At 67.5% G+C, this 22515-nt stretch carries 19 protein-coding genes; 11 read left to right on the top strand and 8 right to left on the bottom strand.

Annotation, left to right across the window (positions count from 1 at the left end):
• Positions 1–68: 68 nt before the first annotated feature.
• The 3 genes from trmA to ACTCB7_RS07550 all read right to left on the bottom strand — a co-directional run bounded on the left by trmA (position 69) and on the right by ACTCB7_RS07550 (position 2779).
• Entirely contained in the window at positions 69–1175 is a 1107-nt protein-coding gene (gene trmA, locus ACTCB7_RS07560) for a tRNA (uridine(54)-C5)-methyltransferase TrmA (RefSeq protein WP_463006180.1), read from the bottom strand.
• Positions 1176–1219: 44 nt separating this feature from the next.
• Entirely contained in the window at positions 1220–2029 is an 810-nt protein-coding gene (murI, locus tag ACTCB7_RS07555; protein WP_463006179.1) for a glutamate racemase, read from the bottom strand.
• A 204-nt stretch (positions 2030–2233) separates the two neighbouring features.
• Complete coding sequence (locus ACTCB7_RS07550; RefSeq protein ID WP_463006197.1) at positions 2234–2779, bottom strand: hemerythrin domain-containing protein; 546 nt, start codon at positions 2777–2779, stop codon at positions 2234–2236.
• 227 nt (positions 2780–3006) lie between these two features.
• Here ACTCB7_RS07550 and ACTCB7_RS07545 point away from each other — a divergent pair, with 227 nt between their 5' ends.
• Positions 3007–4359, top strand: a complete 1353-nt coding sequence (locus ACTCB7_RS07545) for a replication-associated recombination protein A (RefSeq protein WP_463006178.1) — start codon at positions 3007–3009, stop codon at positions 4357–4359.
• A 61-nt stretch (positions 4360–4420) separates the two neighbouring features.
• On the opposite strand, the gene lolA is transcribed toward ACTCB7_RS07545, so the two are convergent.
• Both lolA and ACTCB7_RS07535 read right to left on the bottom strand, forming a co-directional pair.
• Positions 4421–5056, bottom strand: coding sequence for an outer membrane lipoprotein periplasmic chaperone LolA (gene lolA, locus ACTCB7_RS07540; protein ID WP_463006177.1), 636 nt, complete (start codon positions 5054–5056; stop codon positions 4421–4423).
• A gap of 78 nt (positions 5057–5134) precedes the next feature.
• On the bottom strand, positions 5135–8416 hold the full coding sequence (locus ACTCB7_RS07535; protein ID WP_463006176.1) for a DNA translocase FtsK: 3282 nt from the start codon (positions 8414–8416) through the stop codon (positions 5135–5137).
• Between the two features lie 178 nt (positions 8417–8594).
• Between ACTCB7_RS07535 and aat the strand changes: the two genes are divergently transcribed.
• The 3 genes from aat (at position 8595) to infA (ending at position 10391) form a co-directional block, all read left to right on the top strand.
• Positions 8595–9317 (top strand): leucyl/phenylalanyl-tRNA--protein transferase, encoded by a 723-nt coding sequence (gene aat / locus ACTCB7_RS07530; protein ID WP_224415263.1) that lies wholly within the window; start codon positions 8595–8597, stop codon positions 9315–9317.
• A complete protein-coding gene (locus ACTCB7_RS07525) occupies positions 9307–10053 on the top strand; it encodes an arginyltransferase (RefSeq protein ID WP_224415264.1) in 747 nt (248 codons plus the stop codon). The genes aat and ACTCB7_RS07525 overlap by 11 nt, the downstream gene beginning before the upstream one ends.
• Before the next feature lie 119 nt (positions 10054–10172).
• Positions 10173–10391: a translation initiation factor IF-1 gene (gene infA, locus ACTCB7_RS07520; RefSeq protein ID WP_013332816.1), complete on the top strand. Its 219-nt coding sequence runs from the start codon at positions 10173–10175 to the stop codon at positions 10389–10391.
• A gap of 229 nt (positions 10392–10620) precedes the next feature.
• Here the strand turns inward: infA and clpA are convergent, their stop codons facing one another.
• The 3 genes from clpA to ACTCB7_RS07505 form a co-directional block, all read right to left on the bottom strand.
• Positions 10621–12885, bottom strand: a complete 2265-nt coding sequence (gene clpA / locus ACTCB7_RS07515) for an ATP-dependent Clp protease ATP-binding subunit ClpA (RefSeq protein WP_463006175.1) — start codon at positions 12883–12885, stop codon at positions 10621–10623.
• Between the two features lie 96 nt (positions 12886–12981).
• On the bottom strand, positions 12982–13311 hold the full coding sequence (clpS, locus tag ACTCB7_RS07510) for an ATP-dependent Clp protease adapter ClpS (protein WP_224416793.1): 330 nt from the start codon (positions 13309–13311) through the stop codon (positions 12982–12984).
• A 288-nt stretch (positions 13312–13599) separates the two neighbouring features.
• Positions 13600–15831 carry an NADP-dependent isocitrate dehydrogenase gene (locus ACTCB7_RS07505; RefSeq protein WP_463006174.1) on the bottom strand — a complete coding sequence of 744 codons (2232 nt, stop codon included), beginning with the start codon at positions 15829–15831 and terminating at the stop codon, positions 13600–13602.
• Between the two features lie 279 nt (positions 15832–16110).
• On the opposite strand from ACTCB7_RS07505, the gene ACTCB7_RS07500 reads away from it, so the two are divergent.
• From ACTCB7_RS07500 to ACTCB7_RS07470, 7 genes are all read left to right on the top strand, one after another.
• Positions 16111–16740 carry a pseudouridine synthase gene (locus tag ACTCB7_RS07500; protein WP_463006173.1) on the top strand — a complete coding sequence of 210 codons (630 nt, stop codon included), beginning with the start codon at positions 16111–16113 and terminating at the stop codon, positions 16738–16740.
• On the top strand, positions 16737–17186 hold the full coding sequence (locus ACTCB7_RS07495; RefSeq protein WP_463006172.1) for an NUDIX domain-containing protein: 450 nt from the start codon (positions 16737–16739) through the stop codon (positions 17184–17186). The genes ACTCB7_RS07500 and ACTCB7_RS07495 overlap by 4 nt, the downstream gene beginning before the upstream one ends.
• A gap of 75 nt (positions 17187–17261) precedes the next feature.
• On the top strand, positions 17262–18389 hold the full coding sequence (gene mnmA / locus ACTCB7_RS07490) for a tRNA 2-thiouridine(34) synthase MnmA (RefSeq protein ID WP_463006171.1): 1128 nt from the start codon (positions 17262–17264) through the stop codon (positions 18387–18389).
• Positions 18386–19024, top strand: a complete 639-nt coding sequence (hflD, locus tag ACTCB7_RS07485; RefSeq protein ID WP_463006170.1) for a high frequency lysogenization protein HflD — start codon at positions 18386–18388, stop codon at positions 19022–19024. Before mnmA ends, hflD begins: the two co-directional genes overlap by 4 nt.
• Positions 19025–19087: 63 nt before the next feature.
• Entirely contained in the window at positions 19088–20452 is a 1365-nt protein-coding gene (purB, locus tag ACTCB7_RS07480) for an adenylosuccinate lyase (RefSeq protein WP_463006169.1), read from the top strand.
• 190 nt (positions 20453–20642) lie between these two features.
• The gene (locus ACTCB7_RS07475) at positions 20643–21848 is read left to right on the top strand and encodes a JmjC domain-containing protein (RefSeq protein WP_463006168.1); all 1206 of its coding nucleotides are present in this window, start codon (positions 20643–20645) and stop codon (positions 21846–21848) included.
• Positions 21845–22279, top strand: a complete 435-nt coding sequence (locus ACTCB7_RS07470) for a GNAT family N-acetyltransferase (RefSeq protein ID WP_463006167.1) — start codon at positions 21845–21847, stop codon at positions 22277–22279. The genes ACTCB7_RS07475 and ACTCB7_RS07470 overlap by 4 nt, the downstream gene beginning before the upstream one ends.
• The last annotated feature ends 236 nt before the right edge of the window (positions 22280–22515 follow it).

Genomic DNA, 22515 nt, shown 5'->3' with positions numbered 1-22515 from the left:
GCCGGGTTACTCATGGAGCATGTCAGTTAGGCATCGACCGGCACTTGACTTGAGGTCGGGCGCGCCGTTCAGGTGCGCCGCTCGAGCAACACGCCGCATTCGCAATGGTCGGTCCAGGGGAACTGGTCGAACAGCGCGAAGCGCCGGATGTGGTGTGTATCGTCGAGCTGAGACAGGTTTTCGGCCAGCGTCGCCGGGTTGCACGAGATATACACGATGCGCCGGTAGGCCCGAAGCTGCTCGCAGCTGGCGGCATCCAGCCCGGCCCGGGGCGGGTCGACGAGCACCGTGGAGAAGTCATAGTCATCGAGCGCCATGTCGCTGACTCGTCGGCCCTGCTTCTCGCCGGCCAGCGCCTGGGCGAACTCCTCGGCGGACATGCGCGCCACCACCGCGTTGTCGATGCCGTTGGCGGCCAGGTTGACGTTGGCCGACGCCACCGAGGTCCGCGAGATTTCGGTGGCCAGCACGCGGCGAAAATTGCCGGCCAGTGCCACCGTGAAATTGCCGTTGCCGCAGTAGAGCTCCACCAGGTCCGCGTCATGGCTATCGCGGGTCACGTCGCGGGCCCAGCCCAGCATGGCCCGGTTGATCTCGGCATTGGGCTGGGTGAAGCTGTTTTCCACCTGCTGATAGACCAGCTCGCGCCCCTCCACCGTCAGGCGCTCGTAGACGTGATCACGGTCGAGCACCAGACGCTGTTTGCGCGCGCGCCCGATGATCGACACCCCCAGCGCATCCTGCAGTTCGCGGGCCCGGGCCTCCCAGGCGGCATCGAGCTGGCGGTGATAGATCAGCGTCACCAGCGCCTCGCCGCTCAGCGTGGTCAGGAACTCGACCTGGAAAAGTCGATGACGCAGCACCGGGTCGTCGATCACCGCCTCGCGCAGCCGAATCATCAGTTCGTTGATCAGTCGGCTGGCCACCGGGTACTGGTCGAGGCGAATCACCTGTTTTTTCCCGGGCTCCGCCGGGTCCACCTCGAACATGGCATAGAACAGGTCGTCGCCCTCGTGCCAGAGGCGAAACTCGCAGCGCATGCGATAGTGACTGGCCGGCGAGGCGAAGACCTCCAGCGGCGGCGGCGAGAAGGCCGCGAACTGAGCCTCGATGCGCTGACGCTTGGCATCGAGCTGGTCAGGGTAACGGTCGGGGTCGACGACGGGTACGGCCACGGAATCTCCTTGAGGGCGGATCAGGATAATGAAAACGAGGGAAACTAGCGTACAAGCGGTGCCGGCGTGACGGCATCGGTGGGCAGCGTCAGGGCCTCGAGACACGGAAATCCGTGAGCCTTCAGAGCCGCCGCCGGCGCGGCCTGCACCGCCGTGGCCCAGGCCTGCTGGGCCGCCCGGCAGGGCGCCACGGCGGTGACCACATCCGCCACACGTCGGGCAATCGCCGCCCCCGAATCGATCCAGGCGACCGGGCGCGGCGAGGCGGCGACGAGCCGCTCGCGCAGCAACGGGAAGTGCGTGCAGCCCAGCACCACGCTGTCCAGCGCCGCCTCGCGCCACAACGGCGCCAGGCAGGCTTCAATGACGGCCTCATCCGCCGAGCCACCGGCCAGGCAGCGTTCGGCCTCGCCCACCAGCGGGTCGGCCGCCAGACGCAACACCCGACAATGCGCGGCGAAGGTGTCGATCAGGCGCTTGGTATAGGGACGGTTGACGGTTGCCGACGTCGCCAGCAGCGCAATGACGCCGGAGCGACTGGCCGCCGCGGCGGGCTTGATGGCCGGCACGGTACCGACGACCGGAATCGTCAGACGGGCCCGCAATACTTCGAGTGCCAGGGTGCTGGCCGTGTTGCAGGCCACCACCAGAGCACTGGCGCCACTGACCGTCACGGCGCGCTCGCACACCGCGGCGATGCGCGCCACCAGCCAGTCATCGGGCTTGGTGCCATAGGGCAGCATGGCGTTGTCGCAGACATAGGCCAGCGCGGCGTCGGGCAGGCGCTCGCGAATCGATGCCGCTACCGACAGCCCGCCGACGCCGGAGTCGAAGATCAGAATGGGGCCGGGCATGCGCCCTCCCCACGGGCTCGCGCCGCCGACCGCACGGCCCGGGCCAGCGTCGCACTGCCGCTATCGCCACGCTCACGGCCAGCTGCCGCACACAGGATCCGTTTCGCCGAAAGGCGCTCCATGAAGGCCTCGTCACACCACGCCAAAAAGCGCCTAGTCTACCCTACCCGTGAGGCACCGCCCAACGCGCGCCCGGCGCGGCGTTCAGCTCAGCGGCGAAGGCGCCTCGCTGAATTCGGCATACAGCTCCGGGTAGGCATCCTGCAGTCGCGCCAGCTCGCGTTCGGCCCCTTCCGGGAGCGCCCTGGCCAGTTCCTCGAGATCCTTCTCGTCGAAATGCTCGCGAATCAGCGGAAACAGCTCCTCGCGTTCGGCACGCAGGTAGGCGCGGTGCGCCTCCAGATAGGCCTGGAGGTCGTCGGCGAAGCGGTCCATCGGCACGACGGCATCCATCAGGATCATGTCCAGATCCTCCGACAGGCGCATCAGGCGACGATGCAGCGCCTCGTAGTCCGTGGTCAGCCGCGTGATCAGGTCATCGACCTCGGGCACGCGCGTCATCAGGCGCTCACCACAGATCCGCTCCAGCGGTACCGTGAAGCCGCTCATGTAGTCGAGGATGAAATCGACCACCTCGCGGACCAGTTGGAAATTGGGCCGCTCGCCCTCATCCAGCGTCCTGTGCTTGAGCGAGAGCACGTGCAACAGGCGCGCCATGTTGGCATGGTCCTGGCGCAATTGATTGAGCATGGGCATGGCGAGAGCCTCCTCTGCTGGACATTGAGCGACGGGGGTAGCCCTGAATCATTCACCCAGTGTAGGCGACTTGCGCCCCCCGGCATCTTTTTGATCATCAGCCATTCGACAACGGGTGCGACTGTTTTCGCCCTGCGACGTGTATCACACTAGTGGCACAGGCGCTCCGGCGCCCGTTGAATCCCGCCAACGGCAGCGACACGACGAAGCGACATACCGCCATGGACCTGTTTTCCGACTCGGCTGCGACCGATGACAATGCCCCGCTCGCCTTTCGCATGCGCCCGCGGAGCCTCGATGACTACCTCGGCCAGCCTGCGCTGGTCGGCCCCGACAAGCCCCTGCGCCGCATGGCCGAAAGCGGGCGGCTGCGCTCGATGATCCTGTGGGGGCCACCGGGGGTCGGCAAGACCACCCTGGCCGAGATTCTCGCCGCGGCCTCGGGGGCCACCCTGGAACACCTGTCGGCGGTGATGGCCGGCGTCAAGGAACTTCGCGCCGCCGTCGAGCGCGCCCGCGACGCCCGGGCTCGCCAGCGGCCCACGGTGCTGTTTCTCGACGAGATTCATCGTCTCAACAAGAGCCAGCAGGACGCCCTGCTGCCCCACGTCGAGTCGGGGCTGCTGACACTGATCGGCGCCACCACCGAGAACCCCTCGTTCGAGGTCAACTCGGCACTGCTCTCGCGAGCGCGGGTCTACGTTCTCAAGACACTCGGCGAGGCCGAGCTGATCGCGGTGATGCGACGCGCCCTCGGCGATGTGCAACGCGGCCTCGGGGCTCGGCACATTCATGCCGGGGACGCCGTGCTGGCGACCCTCGCCCGGGCCAGCGGCGGCGACGCCCGACGCGCCCTGGGCCTGCTCGAGTCCGCCTGCGACTTCACGCGCACCGACGACACGGGCCGCGAGCATCTGGAACACGACGCCCTCGAGGCGGTCATCGGCCATCAGGCCAGTGCCTTCGACAAGCAGGGCGATCACTACTACGATCTGCTCTCGGCGATCCACAAGTCGGTGCGTTCCTCACGCCCCGACGCAGCTCTGCTCTACATCGCCCGCTTCGTCCAGGGCGGCGGCGACCCGCTGGACGTGATTCGTCGTCTGGCGGCGATCGCTTCCGAAGATGTCGGCAACGCCGAGCCCCGTGCCCTGCCACTGGTCATGGCCGCCTGGGATGCCTACCTGCGTCTCGGCGACTACGAGGGCCAGCGCGCCATCGCCCATGCGGCCATTCACCTGGCCGTGGCCCCCAAGAGCAACGCCATCGATCAGGCCTGGAAGACAGCCCAGGCTTTCGTCGCCGACCACCCCCATTTCGAGGTCCCCACCTATCTGCGGAACGCCCCCACCAAGCTGATGGCCTCGCTGGGTCACGGCGAGGGCTACCGTTATGCGCACAACGAACCCCACGCCTACCCGGCCGGCAGCGCGCACGACTGCTGGCCCGGCGAGCTGCCGAGCGCCGCCTTTTTCGCACCCAGCGACCACGGTCAGGAAAAGCGCTTCAAGCAGATGCAGGAGTGGCGGGCCAGCCTGGACGCCGAGGCCGATGCCCATCACCCGCCACAATGACGAACGCCCGGCACGGGCCGAGCGTTCGGAAAGACAACAACGGCGACATGCCGGGATGGGTTCAGCCGGCCTCGCGGATCACATCGGCCCCGTCGGGAATGGCGAAGTGAAAGCGATCGGTCTCGATGGCCGGGTTGACCTCGACGTTGTCGAAGCGAATCGCCGTCTGCTGGCCGGTACTGTCGGTCATCTTGAGCCCGCCGAGGCGCTCGCTGTAGAAGATCATCTTGAGTGACTCGAACAGGGTATCGGGAGTCTGCGGAATCAGCGTGAAGGTTTCGGCGGTGCCCTGCTGCTGACGCGAGACCCGGTAGTTCTTGGTGAGCGCGTCACTGCTGCCCGATAGCAGCAAGGCCGGGGTATGCGTGACCCGGGTATCCAGTGGCTGCACCGTGACCTGCTCCAGATCCGGGTCGTAGAGATAGACCTTGTCACCGTCCGACACCACGACCTGGCGGTAGGGGTCCTCCACCTCCCAGCGGAACTTGCCGGGACGCGACAGCCACATCCGCCCCCTGGCCTCCTGCAGGCGGTTGCCGCTGCTGTCGAGAATCTTCTGATCGAAGTCGGCGGCATAGCTGTCGAGCGGCTCGAGCAGCGTCGCCAGCCGATCGGCCGCCTGCGAATCCGCACTGGCCGCCAGAGGGGCCAGCAACAGCAGCAGGCCGGTCGCCATCAGTGTCTTGAACCCTTTCATGCCATCTCCTTGGTAATGATGGACGCCCGGGGTGGCTCGCACCCCGTGTTTCATGGACCGCAGCGCGGCCGCCGGGGTTCAATCCCCCACCGGCGGCGGCGCCAGTACCTCGCGGCTGCCGTTGGTGCCCATCGACGACACCACGCCGGCGGCTTCCATGGCCTCGACCAGCCGCGCCGCGCGGTTGTAGCCGATCTTGAAGCGGCGCTGCACGGCGGAGATCGAGGCCCGGCGCGACTCGGTGACGAACATCACCGCCTCGTCGTAGAGCGCGTCCTGCTCGGCATCGTCGCCGTCGCCACCGCCCTCGGCCTCCAGGCCGGTCAGGGCATCGGCGGAGACGCCGCCGGAGAGGATCTCCTCGATGTACTCCGGCTCGCCGCGACGCTTCCAGTCCTCGACCACCCGATGCACCTCGTCGTCATCGACGAAGGCGCCGTGGACACGGGTCGGCATGCCGGCGCCGGCCGGCAGGTAGAGCATGTCACCGTGGCCGAGCAGGTTCTCCGCGCCCCCCTGATCGAGGATGGTCCGCGAATCGACCTTGGACGAGACCTGGAAGGCCATCCGCGTGGGTATGTTGGCCTTGATCAGGCCGGTGACCACATCCACCGACGGCCGCTGGGTGGCGAGAATCAGGTGGATGCCCGCCGCACGCGCCTTCTGGGCCAGCCGCGCGATCAGCTCCTCGACCTTCTTGCCGACGATCATGAACATGTCGGCGAACTCGTCGATCACCACCACGATGTAGGGCAGCTTCTCGAGCACCGGCGGCTGTTCGTGCATCTGCCAGGGCTGCGGCTCCCACAGCGGGTCGGCGACCTGGGCGCCGGCGCGCTCGGCCTCGTCGAGCTTGGCGTTGAAACCGGCGATGTTGCGCACCCCCATCGCCGCCATCAGCTTGTAGCGGCGTTCCATCTCCGCCACGCACCAGCGCAGGCCGTTGGCGGCCTCCTTCATGTCGGTGACCACCGGCGCCAGCAGGTGCGGGATGCCATCGTAGACCGACAGCTCCAGCATCTTGGGGTCGACCATGATCATCCGCACGTCCTCGGGGGTCGCCTTGAGCAGCATCGAGATCAGCATGCCGTTGACCCCGACGGACTTGCCCGAGCCGGTGGTACCGGCGACCAGCAGGTGCGGCATCTTGCCGAGGTTGGCGACCACCGGGGCGCCGCCGATGTCGTGCCCCAGCGCCAGGGTCAGCGGCGAGGTGGCCTGCTGGTAGGCGTCGGAATCGATCACCTCGCGCAGCCGGATCATCGCCCGGTTGGGGTTGGGAATCTCGATGCCCACGGTGGGCCGCCCCGGAATCACCTCGACCACGCGCACGCTCTTGACCATCAGCGAGCGCGCCAGATCCTTGGCCAGGTTGCTGATCTTGGACACTTTCACCCCGGCGGCGGGCTTGATCTCGAAGCGCGTGATTACCGGCCCCGGCCAGGTCTCGACCACCTCGGCCTTGACCCCGTATTCACGCAGCCGCGTCTCGAGCAGCTCGGCCATGTCGGCCAGCTGCTCCGGGGTGTAGTTGGGCTGGTGCGGATCCGGCGGCGTGAGCAGGCGCAGCGACGGGAAGTCGCCGTCCGGCTCGGGCAGGTCATCGAGCACCGGGCGCTGGTTCTGCAGATGCTCGACCGTCCACAGCGCCGGGCCGCCCGGATCGCGGGCCGCTTCCCGGGCCTGCTCCGCGCCGGCGATGCGCGGCTCGTCGGCAGCGGGCGCCTCGGGCTCGGGCTCGCGCGGAGCGAAAGGCGGCATCGGCGCCTCGGCCTGCCGGTCGGGCGGGGTGTCGTCATGCGCCTCCGCGTGTTCGGCGGGCCTGTGATCGGCACGGACGGCGGGCTCACGAGCAGCCGGCGCCTCGGGCGGCGGGGCAGGCTCGGGCTCGGCCGGCGCCGGGCGTTCATCGCGCACCGGCGTGTCGGCTCGCGGCGCTGGCGAGTGCGCGCTGGCGGTCGATTCGTTCTTCGGCGCCGCTTCGGTACGGTCGCGAGCCGGCGTCGCCGGCGGCTCATCCCGGACCGGCCGCGACAGGCTGGCGGGGATGATCGGCTCGTCGTCGGGCAGCACCGGTTCCGGCGGGGCATTGTCCTGACGCGCCGGGGTGGCAGCCGCGGCCTCCAGATTGAGCGATGGCTCGTGGCGCCGCGCCTCCACCGACGGCTCGGGGCGGGCCGCCGGCTCGTCGCCCACCTGGCGCGCGGGGGGCTCGGGCCTCGACGCTTGCAGATCGGCCGCCTGCCGTGCCGACGGCTCGGGCCTCGGCGACTGCGCATCGGCCGTTTGCCGTGGCGAGGAGGCCGCCCCGGCGTCGCGGGAAGACTCGGGGGCGCTCGATGAGGCCGGCGCATCGGCCGCAGAGGGCGGCGCATCAGCCGCAGAGGCCGCGCCCGGCTGCCTGGCCGAGGGCGTGCGCTCGGGGGCGTCCCAGGGGATCTCGGTGCTGGTGTCTTCGTGGGCGCGCTCGCGGGGGGCCGTCTGCGGGGGCCCGTCGGGCTCGGCCGGGGCTCCGCCGATGTCGCCCAGGTTGGGCTCCTGGCGCGGTCCGCCGGCCAGCGCCGGCTCCTCGCGCCGCCGCTGCCACCACCGGCGGGTGGGCTCGGCGTCGGCCGCCGCGTCCTCCTCCGGCCCGGACATCGAGGCATCCTCTGCCTCGCCGGCCGCATCGCTCTCGCGTCGACGGGGCAGCGCCTCGCGCGCCAGGCCGAACTGGCCACTCAGCCACTGCAGGCCGCGATGAAAGCGCAGCCCCAGTTCGTCCATGACCGTCAGCCACGACAGCCCGGAGAACAGCGGGAAGCCGGCCAGGAAGGCGACCAGCGCGACCAGCGTGGCCCCGCGCCGCCCCACCGTGGGCGTCAGGGCACCGGAGAGCCCTTCGCCGAGGATGCCGCCGGCCTGATAGGGCAGGTCGCTGTGCGGGTTGTAGAAATGCAGCGCCCCGAGGCTGGTGGTGGCCATGACCAGCAGCACCAGCCCGCCGGCCCGCACCGCCAGCGCCGTGGCATCCCACTCCAGGCGCACCTCGCGACGGCGCATCAGGCGCCAGGCGGCGAAGCCCAGCATCCCGGGCCACCAGAGGGCGCTGGCCCCGAACAGCGAATAGAGCACGTCGGACAGCCAGGCACCGAAGGCCCCCATCCAGTTGCTCACCGCCTGCTCCGGCCCGCTGTGCGACCAGCCGGGATCCGCGGGCGAATAGCTGAACAGGGCCAGCAGCAGAAAGATGCACGTCGCGAGCAGCACGATCACCGTGCCCTCCCGCGTCGCGCCCTGCAGCCGCAGGCCGAACCGACGCGCCCGTTCCCGGGCCTGGGCGGCGCTCTGGCGACGCCCTTCAGACGATGTCTTGCGCAAAAGGCCTTCTCCCTTTCCGTCCTCGGCAACGGCGAGCCCCGCGGGCGCCGCCCCGTTCCATGCCCGCCATCATACCGAGCCAGACCCGGCGGTCACAGGGGGCCGGCCGGGCATTGAGCGCAGCGGTTAGCGGCGGCACACTTGTCGCCGACACCCCGATCACGAGACCCGCCACCTCATGTTGCCCTGGCTAGCCGAGTCCCCCGTGCAGTTTCCCGACATCGCCGACGCCTTCGACGCGCCGCCGGGTCTGCTGGCCGCCGGCGGCGCCCTCACCCCCGAGTGGCTGCTGGCCGCCTACCGGCGCGGTATCTTTCCCTGGTTCAGCGACGACCAGCCGATCCTCTGGTGGTGCCCGACCCCCCGCCTGGTGCTGTTTCCCGAGGAGATCCGGGTGCGGCGCAGCCTTGCCAAGCGGCTGCGCAACGGCGGCTTCACGGTCAGTCGCGACCAGTGCTTCGCCGACGTCATCACCGCCTGCGCCGCCCCGCGAGAGGATGCCGACGGCACCTGGATCACCGCCGCCATGCAGGCCGCTTACCAGCGCCTTCACGCGCTGGGCCATGCGCACTCGGTGGAAGTCTGGCGTGACGGGCAGCTGGTCGGCGGCCTCTACGGGGTGGCGCTGGGACGCATGTTCTTCGGCGAATCGATGTTCAGTCGCGAGAACGATGCCTCCAAGATCGCCCTGGTGCATCTGGCCCACCACCTGCAGGCCCAGGGCGGCGGTCTGATCGACTGCCAGATGCACACCGCCCACCTGGCCAGCCTGGGCGCCCGGGAGATCGCCCGCGAGGCATTCATCGACTATCTTGAGCATTATGCCGCCCTACCGGCGGAATCCTGGGTACTGGCCCCGCCATTTCGCTGCCATTCGGGAGGCCGAGATCGTGAGCAGTAGCACGCCGCGACAGCCGGCCAGGGATCTGCGCTTCTTCCTGACCGTCCCTCATGCCTGCAGTTACCTGCCCGGCCGCGAGGCGACGACGCTGTTTCTCGATCCTCAGGAATCGCCCGGGCAAGGCGTCTACGATTCGCTGGCGCTGCTCGGCTTCCGGCGCAGCGGGCGCCATCTCTATCGCCCGCACTGCGAGGGCTGCAGCGCCTGCATCTCGGTACGCATTCCGGTGGCCGACTTCACCCCCAGCCGCACGCAGCGCAAGCTCCGGCAGCGCAACGCGGATCTGGAATGGCACGACCGCCCCGCCGTCTTCGACCCCGAACACTATGCGCTTTACGCACGTTACATTCGCACCCGCCATGCCGACGGCGACATGTATCCGCCGAGCCACGAGCAGTATCGCACCTTCCTGACCCTGGACCATCCCTACGCCCGGCTGCTGGAGTTCCGGCTGAAGGGGCAGCTGCTCGGCGTCGCCGCCATCGATATCCTCGGTCACGGGCTGTCGGCGATCTATACCTTCTTCGACCCCGATGCCGCATACGCCCGGCGCTCGCTGGGCACTCATGCCGTGCTTTACCAGATCGAGCTGGCCCGCCGCCTGGGCCTGGCACATGTCTACCTGGGGTACTGGATCCGCGAGTCATCGAAGATGAACTACAAGCAGGCCTTCCAGCCGCTCGAGTTCCTTGATGGCCGTCACTGGCGCCGGGCGATTCCCCGTCGGCAGCGCTGATTCTTTGCCTTGGCGCGCGGCATGCGGCAAAATATCGGGCTATCTTGATCGATGACGGCGTTGCAGCATGGCAACGACGTCATCGTGATGACCTAGTCCACCATCGAGGGTTCGCCTATATGGCACGAGAAGATCATATCGAAATGGAAGGTGTCGTCGTCGACACGCTGCCCAACACCATGTTTCGCGTCGAGCTGGAAAACGGCCATGTCGTCACCGCACACATTTCCGGCAAGATGCGCAAGAACTACATCCGCATCCTGACCGGTGACAAGGTCAAGGTTGAACTGACGCCCTATGACCTCTCCAAGGGCCGCATCGTCTACCGTTCTCGCTGAACGCGCCTCCACCGCCCCCTTGTCGCCGCGGCGTCACAGGCCTTGCCTGAACCGACTTCTCTCGTCCGCGGCCAGCCGGCACCGGCAACCGTGACACACGCCGCCGCTTCGACGTCGATGCGCAGCACGCCACCCTCCTCGTGAAAACGCCCCGTCCGGGGACGAGGCGCGATCGGCAAGGCGGATACGGGGCCGGAGCCGGCCCCTCGTCCACCGGTAGCTGGCGACGTCAGGCGACCTCGGCCTCCGTGGCCAGGTGCAACTCGCCACCCTCCACGGTGACATGCACCAGACCGCCGTGCTCGGCCAGTTCGCCGAACAGGATGAGTTCCGCCAACGGTTTCTTGAGTTTCTCCTGGATCACACGCGCCATCGGCCGGGCTCCCATCTCGGGATCGTAGCCCTTCTCGGCCAGCCAGGCCTTGGCGGCTTCGTCCACATCCAGCTGAACCCGCTTCTCGTCGAGCTGGGCCTGCAGTTCGACCAGGAACTTGTCGACCACGTTGCGCACGATGTCCGGCGCCAGGCCGTGGAACTGGATGATGCCGTCCAGACGGTTGCGGAACTCCGGCGTGAAGGTCTTGCGAATCATCTCCATGCCGTCCGTGGAGTGATCCTGCGTCTGGAAGCCGATCGAGCGCCGCGCGATCTGCTCGGCCCCGGCGTTCGAGGTCATGATCAGGATCACGTGACGGAAATCCGCCTCGCGGCCGTTGTTGTCGGTCAGGCGACCGTGATCCATGACCTGCAGCAGCAGATTGAAGACCTCGGGGTGCGCCTTCTCGATCTCGTCGAGCAGCAGTACGCAGTGTGGCTGCTTGGTGACCGCCTCGGTCAGCAGCCCGCCCTGGTCGTAACCGACATAGCCGGGAGGCGCACCGATCAGCCGCGACACGGTGTGGCGCTCCATGTACTCCGACATGTCGAAGCGCACCAGCGAGATGCCCATCAACTGGGAAAGCTGGCGAGCCACCTCGGTCTTGCCGACCCCGGTCGGCCCGGCGAACAGGAAGCTGCCGACCGGCTTGTCGGGAGACTTGAGCCCTGCCCGCGAGAGCTTGATCGCCGCCGCCAGGCTGTCGATGGCCTCGTCCTGACCAAAGACCAGCATCTTCAGGTCACGATCGAGGTTGGAGAGCAGCTTGCGATCCGACGAGGAAACGCTCTTCGGCGGAATCCGCGCGATCGACGCCACCACTGCCTCGACCTGTTCGGTGTCGATGGTCGCGACCCGCATCTCGGGCGGCAGCAGGCGCTGGTGCGCTCCCGCCTCGTCGATCACGTCGATCGCCTTGTCGGGCAGGTGGCGGTCGTTGATGTAACGGTCCGCCAGGCGCACGGCGCTGTCCAGCGCCCCATCGGTGTACTTGAGCTGGTGGTGCTCCTCGAAGCGTCCGCGCAGCCCCTTGAGAATGCGGATCGTGTCCTCGACCGTGGGCTCGAGCACATCGACCTTCTGGAACCGACGCGCCAGGGCGCGATCCTTCTCGAAGATGCCGCGGAATTCCTGGAAGGTGGTCGAACCGATGCAGCGCAGCTCGCCGGAGGAGAGCAGCGGCTTGAGCAGGTTGGAGGCATCCATCACGCCGCCGGAGGCCGCGCCGGCGCCGATCACCGTGTGAATCTCGTCGATGAACAGGATGGCATTGGGCTGCTTCTTGAGCTCGGCGAGCAGCGCCTTGAGGCGCTTCTCGAAGTCACCGCGATACTTGGTGCCGGCCAGCAGCGCGCCCATGTCCAGCGCATAGACCACGGCGTCGCTGATGACGTCGGGCACGTCCTCCTCGACGATGCGCTTGGCCAGACCCTCGGCGATCGCCGTCTTGCCGACCCCGGCCTCGCCGACCAGCAGCGGGTTGTTCTTGCGCCGCCGCGCCAGGATCTGCACGGTCCGCTCGAGTTCGTGATCGCGACCGATCAAGGGGTCGATCTTGCCGAGACGGGCCTGCTCGTTGAGATTGGTCGCGTAGCCGGTCAACGGGTGGGCATTGCCTTCGCTCATACCCTCTTCCCCCTCTTCGGCCTCCTGGGACGGCGACGGGTTCTGTCCGTGGCCGGCCACCTTGGAGATGCCATGGGCTATGTAGTTGACCGCATCGACGCGGGCCACGTTCTGCTGTTTCAGGAAATAGACGGCCTGGCTTTCCTGCTCGGAGAAGATCGCCACCAGCACGTTGGCGCCGGTGACCTCGGACTTGCCGGAGGACTGCACGTGGAAGACGGCGCGCTGCAGCACGCGCTGGAAGCCCAGGGTCGGCTGGGTCTCGCGGTCCTCCTGATCCTCGGGAATCAGCGGCGTCGTGGAGTTGATGAAGTCCTGCAGATCGGAACGCAGCTTGTCGAGGCTGGCGCCGCAGGCACGCAGCACGTCGGCGGCCGACGCATTGTCCAGCAGGGCCAGCAGCAGATGCTCGACGGTCATGAATTCATGCCGCTTGGAGCGCGCCACCGTGAAGGCCGTGTTCAGGGTCAGTTCAAGTTCTTTGCTCAGCATGGCAGTCCCCTTCTCGCCGCCTCGGGCATCGTCGGCACTTTCACAATCGGGCACTTTGGAGTCTTTCGCAACCCCTGACTGTCACGTTGCCAGGCGTCAGTCGGCCCTGTCGATGTCGCACAGCAATGGATGCTGGCATTCTCGCGCGTACTCGTTGACTTGATGACTCTTGGTTTCCGCGATGTCGCGGGTGTAGATGCCGCAGGTCGCCTTGCCCTGGGTATGGACCGCCATCATGATCTGCACGGCTTTCTCGTGGTCCATGTAGAAGAAGGTCTGCAGCACCTCGACGACGAATTCCATGGGGGTGTAATCGTCGTTGTGGAGCACCACCTTGTAGCGCGGCGGCTCCTCGAGCTCCGGGTCGGCCGGGCGGGTGGCAAGCTCGCCTTCCCCTTCCTCCTCGGGGCCCGGCGGCCGCGTCATCCCGGCGCGAACCGTATCTCCCCGGATTGACGCGAATACCGCCGCATTCACCGCGAGCCGTGACGCCACGGCGGTCATCGACATTGTCTCGTCTCTATTGAACATAAGAGCCAGAATCCATCTCTACAAGCCGTAGGCGTGGCTCATCGCGTCTCCATCATGAGACGTCGCCGCGCCTTCGGGGTTCCCTGCAAGATGCGTCCGCAGCCGTCACCTTGCAAGGGGGTCAACAAAAAAACCCCGCTCGCCTGGCGAGCGGGGATCCGTCGATACACGGTGAGCGAAGGCTCAGTCCTTGACGACACCCAGGGCGTCGTTGAGCGTCTTGCTCGGGCGCATGGCCTGGCTGGTCAGTGCATGATCCGGGTGGTAGTAACCACGGATATCCACCGGCTGTCCCTGCACACCGTTGAGTTCGGTCATGATCGCGGCCTCATTGTCCTCGAGCTTTTGCGCCAGCTCGGCGAACTGGGCCTTGAGCTCGGCGTCCTCGTCCTGGGCGGCCACGGCCTTGGCCCAGTAGAGCGCCAGATAGAAGTGGCTGCCGCGGTTGTCGATCTCGCCGACCTTGCGCGACGGCGACTTGTTGCTGTCGAGGAACTCGCCGTTGGCCTGGTCCAGGGCCTTGGCCAGCACCCGGGCCCGGGCGTTGTCGAAGGTCTTGCCCAGATGCTCGAGCGAGGCGGCCAGGGCCAGGAACTCGCCCAACGAATCCCAGCGCAGGTGATTCTCTTCCAGGAACTGCTGGACGTGCTTGGGCGCACTGCCGCCGGCACCGGTCTCGAACAGGCCGCCGCCGTTCATCAGCGGCACGATGGAGAGCATCTTGGCACTGGTACCCAGCTCCATGATCGGGAACAGGTCGGTCAGGTAGTCGCGCAGCACGTTGCCGGTCACGGAAATGGTGTCCTTGCCGGCGCGGATCCGCTCCAGCGAGAAGCGCATGGCGTCTTCCGGCGCCATGATGCGGATATCCAGGCCGTCCGTGTCGTGATCCTTCAGGTAGGTCTCGACCTTCTCGATCAGCTGGGCGTCGTGGCCGCGGTTGGCGTCGAGCCAGAATACCGCCGGCGTCTGGCTGTCACGGGCACGGGCCACGGCCAGCTTGACCCAGTCCTGGATCGGCGCGTCCTTGGTCTGGCACATGCGCCAGATGTCGCCTTCCTCGACGGCATGCTCGAAGACCACGTTGCCCTGCGCGTCGGTGACGCGCACGGTGCCGGCCGCCGGAATCTGAAAGGTCTTGTCGTGGGAGCCGTACTCCTCGGCCTTCTGGGCCATCAGGCCGACGTTGGGCACGCTGCCCATGGTGGTCGGATCGAAGGCGCCGTTCTTCTTGCAGTCCTCGATTACCACTTGGTAGATGCCGGCATAGCTGCGATCGGGGATCACGGCCTTGGTGTCGTGCAGGGCATCGTCGGCGCCCCACATCTTGCCGGAATCGCGGATCATCGCCGGCATGGAGGCGTCGATGATCACATCAGAGGGCACGTGCAGGTTGGTGATGCCCTTGTGCGAGTTGACCATCGCCAGCGACGGGCGCTCGGCGTACAGCGCCTGGATGTCGGACTCGATGGCCTGGCGCTTGTCCTCGGACAGCGACTGGATGGTGGCGTAGAGGTCACCGATGCCGTTGTTGGGGTCGAAGCCGACCTGCTTGAGGTCGTCGGCGTACTTGGCCAGCACCTCCTTGTAGAACTCGGAGACCACGATGCCGAACATGATCGGGTCGGAGACCTTCATCATGGTCGCCTTGAGGTGCAGCGAGAACAGCACGTCCTGCGACCTGGCATCCTCGATGGCCTCGGCGACGAAGCGGCGCAGCGCCTGACGGCTCATCACCGCGGCGTCGATCACCTCACCGGCCAGCACCGGCACGGCCTCCTTGAGCACCGTGACGTCGCCATCGGCGCCGTGAAGCGTGATCTTGACGCTGCCCTCGGCGGCCATGACCGCGGACTTCTCGCTGGCGTAGAAGTCACCGTCGCTCATGTGGGAAACGTGGGAGCGGGAGTCGGCACTCCACTCGCCCAGACGATGCGGGTACTTGCGGGCGAAGTTCTTGACCGACTGCGGCGCACGGCGATCGGAGTTGCCCTCGCGCAGCACCGGGTTGACCGCACTGCCCTTGACGCGATCGTAGCGCGCCTTGATGTCGCGATCGGCATCGCTGGCGGGGTCTTCCGGGTAGTCGGGCAGCTTGTAGCCCTGGGACTGCAGCTCCTTGATGGCCGCCTTGAGCTGGGGCACGGAAGCGCTGATGTTAGGCAGCTTGATGATGTTGGCTTCCGGCGCCTTGGTCAGCTCGCCGAGTTCGGCCAGGTCATCGGCGATGCGCTGTTCGTCGGTGAGGTAGTCGGGAAACAGCGAAATGATGCGACCCGCCAGAGAGATGTCGCGCGTCTCGACGTCGATGCCGGCCGGGTCGGTGAAGGCGTCGATGATCGGCAACAGGGAATGGGTCGCCAGTGCCGGGGCCTCGTCGGTAAGCGTGTAGATGATCTTCGGCGATTTGGACATCGTTGCGTTAACCTCTCTGTGTCGCTGCGATTGCAAGAAATCGGCGTCGCTGCCAACCGGGCCCGCGGCACCTGACGGCACCGGCGAGCGGCCGGCCCGATTGCGGTAGACTGGGTAGTCACCCCGGCGCCCGGGCCGCCCCGTCGAGCGGGCGTCGGGGATGGCCCCGGTTCACGGTTCGGCGCTGGTACCCCTGCGGTCGGGCCGCAGTATAACAGTGCCGGCCCGGGTCCGCATGAACAATGTCGACAATTTCCCGATCAACGAGCCACACCCGCCATGAGCGCCCTCTATCTGCTGCACAAGCCCTACCGCATGCTCTCGCAGTTCACCGACGAGCGCGGCCGGGCGACCCTGGCCGATGCCATCGACGTGCCCGGTATCTATGCCGCCGGCCGGCTCGACTACGACTCCGAGGGCCTGCTGCTGCTCACCGACGACGGTGCACTGATCCAGCGCATCAGCCACCCGCGCCACAAGCAGCCCAAGACCTACTGGGTCCAGGTCGAGGGCACGCCGGACGACGACGCCCTCGAGGCCCTGCGCCGCGGGGTGACCCTCAACGACGGCCCCACTCGCCCGGCCCGGGTAAAGCGCCTTGACGCACCGGAGGTGCCGCCGCGCGACCCGCCGATCCGCCAGCGCGCCGGCATCCCCACCCGCTGGCTCGAGCTGACCATCGACGAGGGCCGCAACCGCCAGGTCCGGCGCATGACGGCCCATGTCGGCCACCCCACCCTGCGCCTGATCCGCGTGGCGATCGGCCCCTGGCGGCTCGACGGCCTGGCGCCGGGGCAGTGGCGCCGGGAAGTCCTGCACGCGCCGGCGGCACCGCGGTCACGCGCCCCGGGCAAGCGTGCCCCGGGCAAACGTACCCCGGACACACGCCGCCGGAGGTCACGCTCATGAGCCGCTGGACCCCGCGCGTCACCGTCGCCACGGTGATCCCCCGTGACGACCGCTTCCTGCTGGTGGAAGAGGATCGCGGCGGCCCGGTCAGCGTGTTCAACCAGCCCGCCGGCCACCTGGAGCCGGGCGAGCGCCTGACCGAGGCGGCACGCCGCGAGACCCGCGAGGAAACCGCCCGGGACGTGACCATCACCGATTATCTGGGGCTGTACATCTTCACCGCCGCCGAGGGCCTGATCTTTCACAGCCACGGCTTCATCGCCCGCCCTGGGGGCGCACTCGCGACGCCGCTCGACCACGGCATCCTCGGCGCGCACTGGCTGTGTCTCGAGGAGATCGAGTCCCTGGCGCAGGAGGGGCGCCTGCGCAGCCCGCTGGTGCTCACCCGGATTCGCGACTATCACGCAGGGCGGCGCTTTCCACTGTCGGTCATCCACGAAGCCTGATGCTCGAAGCCCGTGACCGGTTTCGGGTATAATCCGCGCCATCGCGATTCACCCCTGTTCCACTCGAGGGACGTTATGCCCCAAGCTACGGCGCCTTCAGCCACCGGCAAGGTCATCGTCGGCATGTCCGGCGGTGTCGACTCCTCCGTCTCGGCCCTGTTGCTGCTCGAACAGGGCTATCAGGTCGAAGGCCTGTTCATGAAAAACTGGGACGAGGACGACGGCACCGAATACTGCACTGCCAGGGAGGACCTGGCGGATGCCCAGGCGGTGTGCGACAAGCTGGGCATTCCCCTGCACACCGCCAATTTCGCTGCCGAATACTGGGACAACGTCTTCGAGCATTTCCTCGCCGAGTACCGCGCCGGGCGCACTCCCAACCCGGATGTGCTGTGCAACCGCGAGATCAAGTTCAAGGTGTTTCTCGAATACGCCGAGATGCTGGGTGCCGAGGCGATCGCCACCGGCCACTACGTGCGCCGCGGCGAGCGCGACGGCCGGGCGCGCCTGCTCAAGGGGCTCGATGCCAACAAGGATCAGAGCTATTTCCTGCACGCCGTGCCCGAGGCCGCGATCGCCCGCACCCTGTTCCCGGTGGGCGAACTGGAAAAGCCCCGGGTGCGCGAACTCGCCGAGCGCCACGATCTGGTCACCGCCCGCAAGAAGGATTCCACCGGCATCTGCTTCATCGGCGAGCGTCGCTTCCGCGACTTCCTGCAGCAGTACCTGCCGGCTCAGCCGGGGCGCATCGAGACCCCCGAGGGCGACGACATCGGCGAACACATGGGGCTGATGTACTACACCCTCGGCCAGCGCCAGGGACTGGGAATCGGCGGACTGGCCGACTATCCGGATGCCCCCTGGTACGTCGCCGACAAGGATCTCGCGCGCAACGTGCTGATCGTGGTCCAGGGCAAGCATCATCCGCTGCTGTACAGTGATGCGCTGACCACCGAGGCCATGGACTGGATCGCCGGGCAGCCGCCGGCCAGCGAGGCGCGGCTCACCGCCAAGACCCGCTACCGCCAGGCCGACGTGCCCTGCCGCATGCACACCCGCGACGACGGCGGCGTGGAGGTTCACTTCGACGATCCGCAACGCGCGGTGACGCCGGGACAATCGCTGGTGCTCTACGACGGCGACGTCTGCCTCGGCGGTGGCGTGATTCGTGACACCTGGCAACGGGAGACGCTGGCCGCATGAACGCCACCCCCATTCACACGGCCCCCGACGATCCCGTTTCGCGGCAGACCCTGGCCCTGGCAGGGGTCTTCCAGGCCGCCGCCCTGGTCGACCAACTGGCCCGCCAGGGGCAGTGCGACGCACGGGCCTGGGACACCCAGCTACGGGCCACGCTGGACACCAATCCCGCCTCCTTCGAGGCCATCTACGGCGGCCACCCCAACAACCTGCGACTGGGGCTGGACGTGCTCGACGCCATCGTCGCCCGCCAGCGTACCGATCCCAACGTACTGCGCTACGGCTTCACGCTGCTGATGCTGATGCAGAAGCTGCGCCAGCAGGACACCATGATGGACACCCTGGGCGAGCGGCTGACCCGCATCCAGGGGCAGGCCGAGCATTTCGGCGAGACCCACGAGAACGTGGTGGCCAGCCTCGGCGAGCTCTATCAGGACACCATCTCGACCTTCCGCCAGCGCATCGTGGTCCAGGGCGAGCCCAGCCTGTTGCAGCAGCGCATGATGCCCGAACGCGTCCGCGCCGCCCTGCTCTCAGGGATTCGCTTCGCCCTGCTCTGGCACCAGCAGGGCGGCCGTCGCTGGAAGCTGCTGTTCCAGCGCAGCGCCATGCGCAAGGCCCTGGAGCAGTGGCGCTGAACACGCCTTTTTGCCAACCGTTTGGCGCCGCCGTCACGGCGCCCCGAGATACCGGACGATACCATGCAGCTCTCTCCGCTCACCGCCCTTTCCCCTGTCGACGGCCGCTACGGCTCCAAGGCCGAGTCGCTGCGCGAGCATTTCAGTGAATTCGGCCTGATCCGCGCCCGCGTCACCGTCGAGGTCCGCTGGCTGGAGCGCCTTGCCGCGCACCCGCAGATCGTCGAGGTCCCGCCCCTGTCGGCCGAGGCCACGGCCTTTCTCGGCCGGCTCGTCAGCGAATTCTCGGTCGCCGATGCCGAGCGCATCAAGGAGATCGAGCGCACCACCAACCATGACGTCAAGGCAGTGGAGTACTTCCTCAAGGAGCAGGTCGCCGGGGTTCCCGAACTGCACGCGGTCACCGAGTTCATCCACTTCGCCTGCACCAGCGAGGACATCAACAACCTCTCCTACGGGGTGATGCTGCGCGACGGCCTCGACGCCCTGCTGCCGACCCTGCGCGATGTGGTCGCCGCCGTCGAGCGCCTGGCTCACGAGCACGCCGAGCAACCCATGCTCTCGCGCACCCACGGCCAGACCGCCAGCCCCACCACCCTGGGCAAGGAGATGGCCAACGTCGCCTACCGGCTGAAGCGCCAGCTCCGCCAGATCGAGGCCGCCGAGATCCTCGGCAAGATCAACGGCGCGGTGGGCAACTACAACGCCCATCTGGCCACCTACCCGGAGATCGACTGGGCGGAAAACGCGCGCCTCTTCGTCGAGGGCCTGGGACTGACCTTCAACCCCTACACCACCCAGATCGAGCCGCACGACTACATCGCCGAGCTGTTCGACGCCGTCTGCCGCTTCAATACCATCCTCATCGACTTCGATCGCGACGTCTGGGGCTACATCTCGCTGGGCTACTTCAAGCAGCGCACCGTCGCCGGCGAGATCGGCTCCTCGACCATGCCGCACAAGGTCAACCCCATCGACTTCGAGAACTCCGAGGGCAATCTGGGGCTGGCCAACGCCCTGCTCACCCACCTGGCGCAGAAGCTGCCGATCTCGCGCTGGCAGCGCGACCTCACCGATTCCACGGTGCTGCGCAATCTGGGCGTCGGCCTGGCCTACGGACTGATCGCCTACCAGGCCACCCTCAAGGGCGTCGGCAAGCTCGAGGCCAACCCGGCCCGCCTGGCCGAGGACCTCGACAACAGCTGGGAAGTGCTGGCCGAACCGATCCAGACGGTGATGCGCCGCTACGGCATCGAGAAGCCCTACGAGAAGCTCAAGGAACTGACCCGCGGCAAGCGCATCGACCAGGCCGGCTTCGCCGCCTTCATCGACACGCTGGAGCTGCCCGAGGCGGTCAAGGCCGAGCTCAAGGCGCTCTCGCCGGCCACCTACGTGGGCAATGCCGCGGAGCAGGCGCGCCAGCTGTAAGCGCCTAGCGCCAGTATGGCAAGCGGTGCCGGGAACAGGCCTGAAGAGGGTCTTTTTCCAAGAATGGAAAAAGTAGCGCCCAAGGAAGGGTTCACAGCGCCCTCGTACAGGCCTGTTGCCGGAAAAGCCGCGACTCGAAGCCACCAATACCCGTCCCGCGACTTCAGTATTTCGTCAAGAGGTGGTACCCATGCCCCCTGATACCCCGCTCACCCTGCTTGGCGGTCTGACTAGCGCCGACTTTCTCCGCGAGTACTGGCAGAAGAAGCCGCTGCTGATCCGCGGCGCCCTGCCCGACTTCGTCTCGCCGATCGCCCCCGAGGAACTCGCCGGTCTGGCCTGCGAGGAGGGCGTCGAGGCCCGCCTGGTCGAGGAAGACGGCCGGGCCGACGACGGCGCGCCACGCCCCTGGAAAGTCAGCCACGGCCCCTTCGACGACGCCACTTTCGCCCGCCTGCCGGAGCGCGACTGGACACTGCTGGTGCAGGCGGTGGATCACTACGTGCCCGAGGTCGACGAACTGCTCGCCCGGTTCCATTTCCTGCCGCGCTGGCGGCTCGACGACGTCATGGTCAGCTACGCGCCACCCGGCGGCAGCGTGGGCCCGCATGTCGATCAGTATGACGTCTTTCTGCTCCAGGGTAGCGGGGTCCGCCGCTGGCAGCTCGGTGGCGTGGCGGGCGACGACGCGCCGATCCTCGAGGGCATCGACCTCAAGATCCTCGAGCGCTTCACGGTCGAGCCCGGTCAGGACTGGCGCCTGGAACCCGGCGACATGCTCTACCTGCCCCCCGGCATCGCCCACCACGGGGTCAGCGAATCCGCGGACTGCATGACCTACTCGGTGGGCTTCCGGGCGCTGTCGGCCGACGAGTCGATTACCTCGTTCGCCGACTATCTCGGCGAGCAGCTGCCCGACTCGCTGCGCTACGCGGACCCGGACCTGACGCCGGCGGCCCATCCCGGCGAGATCGACGATGCGGCACTGGCCCGCATGCGCACCCTGATCCTCGAGACCCTGGATGATCCGGCGCAGCTGCTTCAGTGGTTCGGCCGGGCGATGACCCAGCCCAAGTACCCGGACCACCCGATCGCCGCCGAGGTACCGGCGGACGGTGACACGCTTGTCGCGGCACTACACGCCGGGGTCACGCTCGAACGCACCCCGGGCTCGCGCTTCGCCTGCCGGGACCACGGCGAGGGGCGCGCCACCCTGTTCGTCGACGGCGATGCCGTCGGCTGCGACGTTCGCCTGGCCCGTCATCTCGCCGGCGACACCGCGCTCGACGCCGCACTGCTGGCCGTCCCCGAGGCGACCGGCATCGTGACCGGCCTGCTCGATCGCGGCAGCCTGAGCTGGCCGACCGACCCCGAAGCCGACACGGAGGACGCATGAGCGAGGCGACCCTGCACATCGAACGCGGCGACTGGCAACGCCTGGGCGCGCTGGCCGGCGACATCCGCCGACGGGTGTTCATCGACGAACAGGCGGTCCCCGAGGACGAGGAGTGGGACGGGCGTGACCCGGACTGCGTGCACTTTCTCGCCTGGCACGACGGCACCCCCGTGGGCACCGCCCGCCTGCTGCCCGACGGCCATGTGGGGCGTGTCGCCGTGCTTTCCACCGGCCGGGGGCGGGGCATCGGGCTGGCCCTGATGCGCGAGGCCATTCGCGCCGCCCGCGACCAGGGCCATGCTCACGTCGAACTCGCCGCCCAGATTCAGGCCCTGGACTTCTATCGCCGCCTGGGTTTCGAAGCCTACGGCGACACCTTTCTCGACGCCGGAATTTTGCACCGCAATATGCGCCTTCCGCTGAACGACTGATTTTACAGCTCTTTTCCGCACCCGCGAAAAGCGACTACAGAAATCACGCAATTTGCCGGTTTCTGTAGTCATACTACAACCCGCCTTTCCCCCAAGTGATGATTGTTGAGCCCCATGGTTGTGGGCCATATTGCATTGCAAGACAGGATTAAAACGATCGTTTAACAACTATCATGTAGTGATCGATCGCCACCGACATCCTGTCACGAGTTGCCGCCAGCGCCCCGAAGACGGCA

Source organism: Modicisalibacter sp. (genome assembly GCF_055145905.1).
Note: the sequence above shows the minus strand (reverse complement) of the source record. Positions and strands in the feature narration are given on the sequence as shown.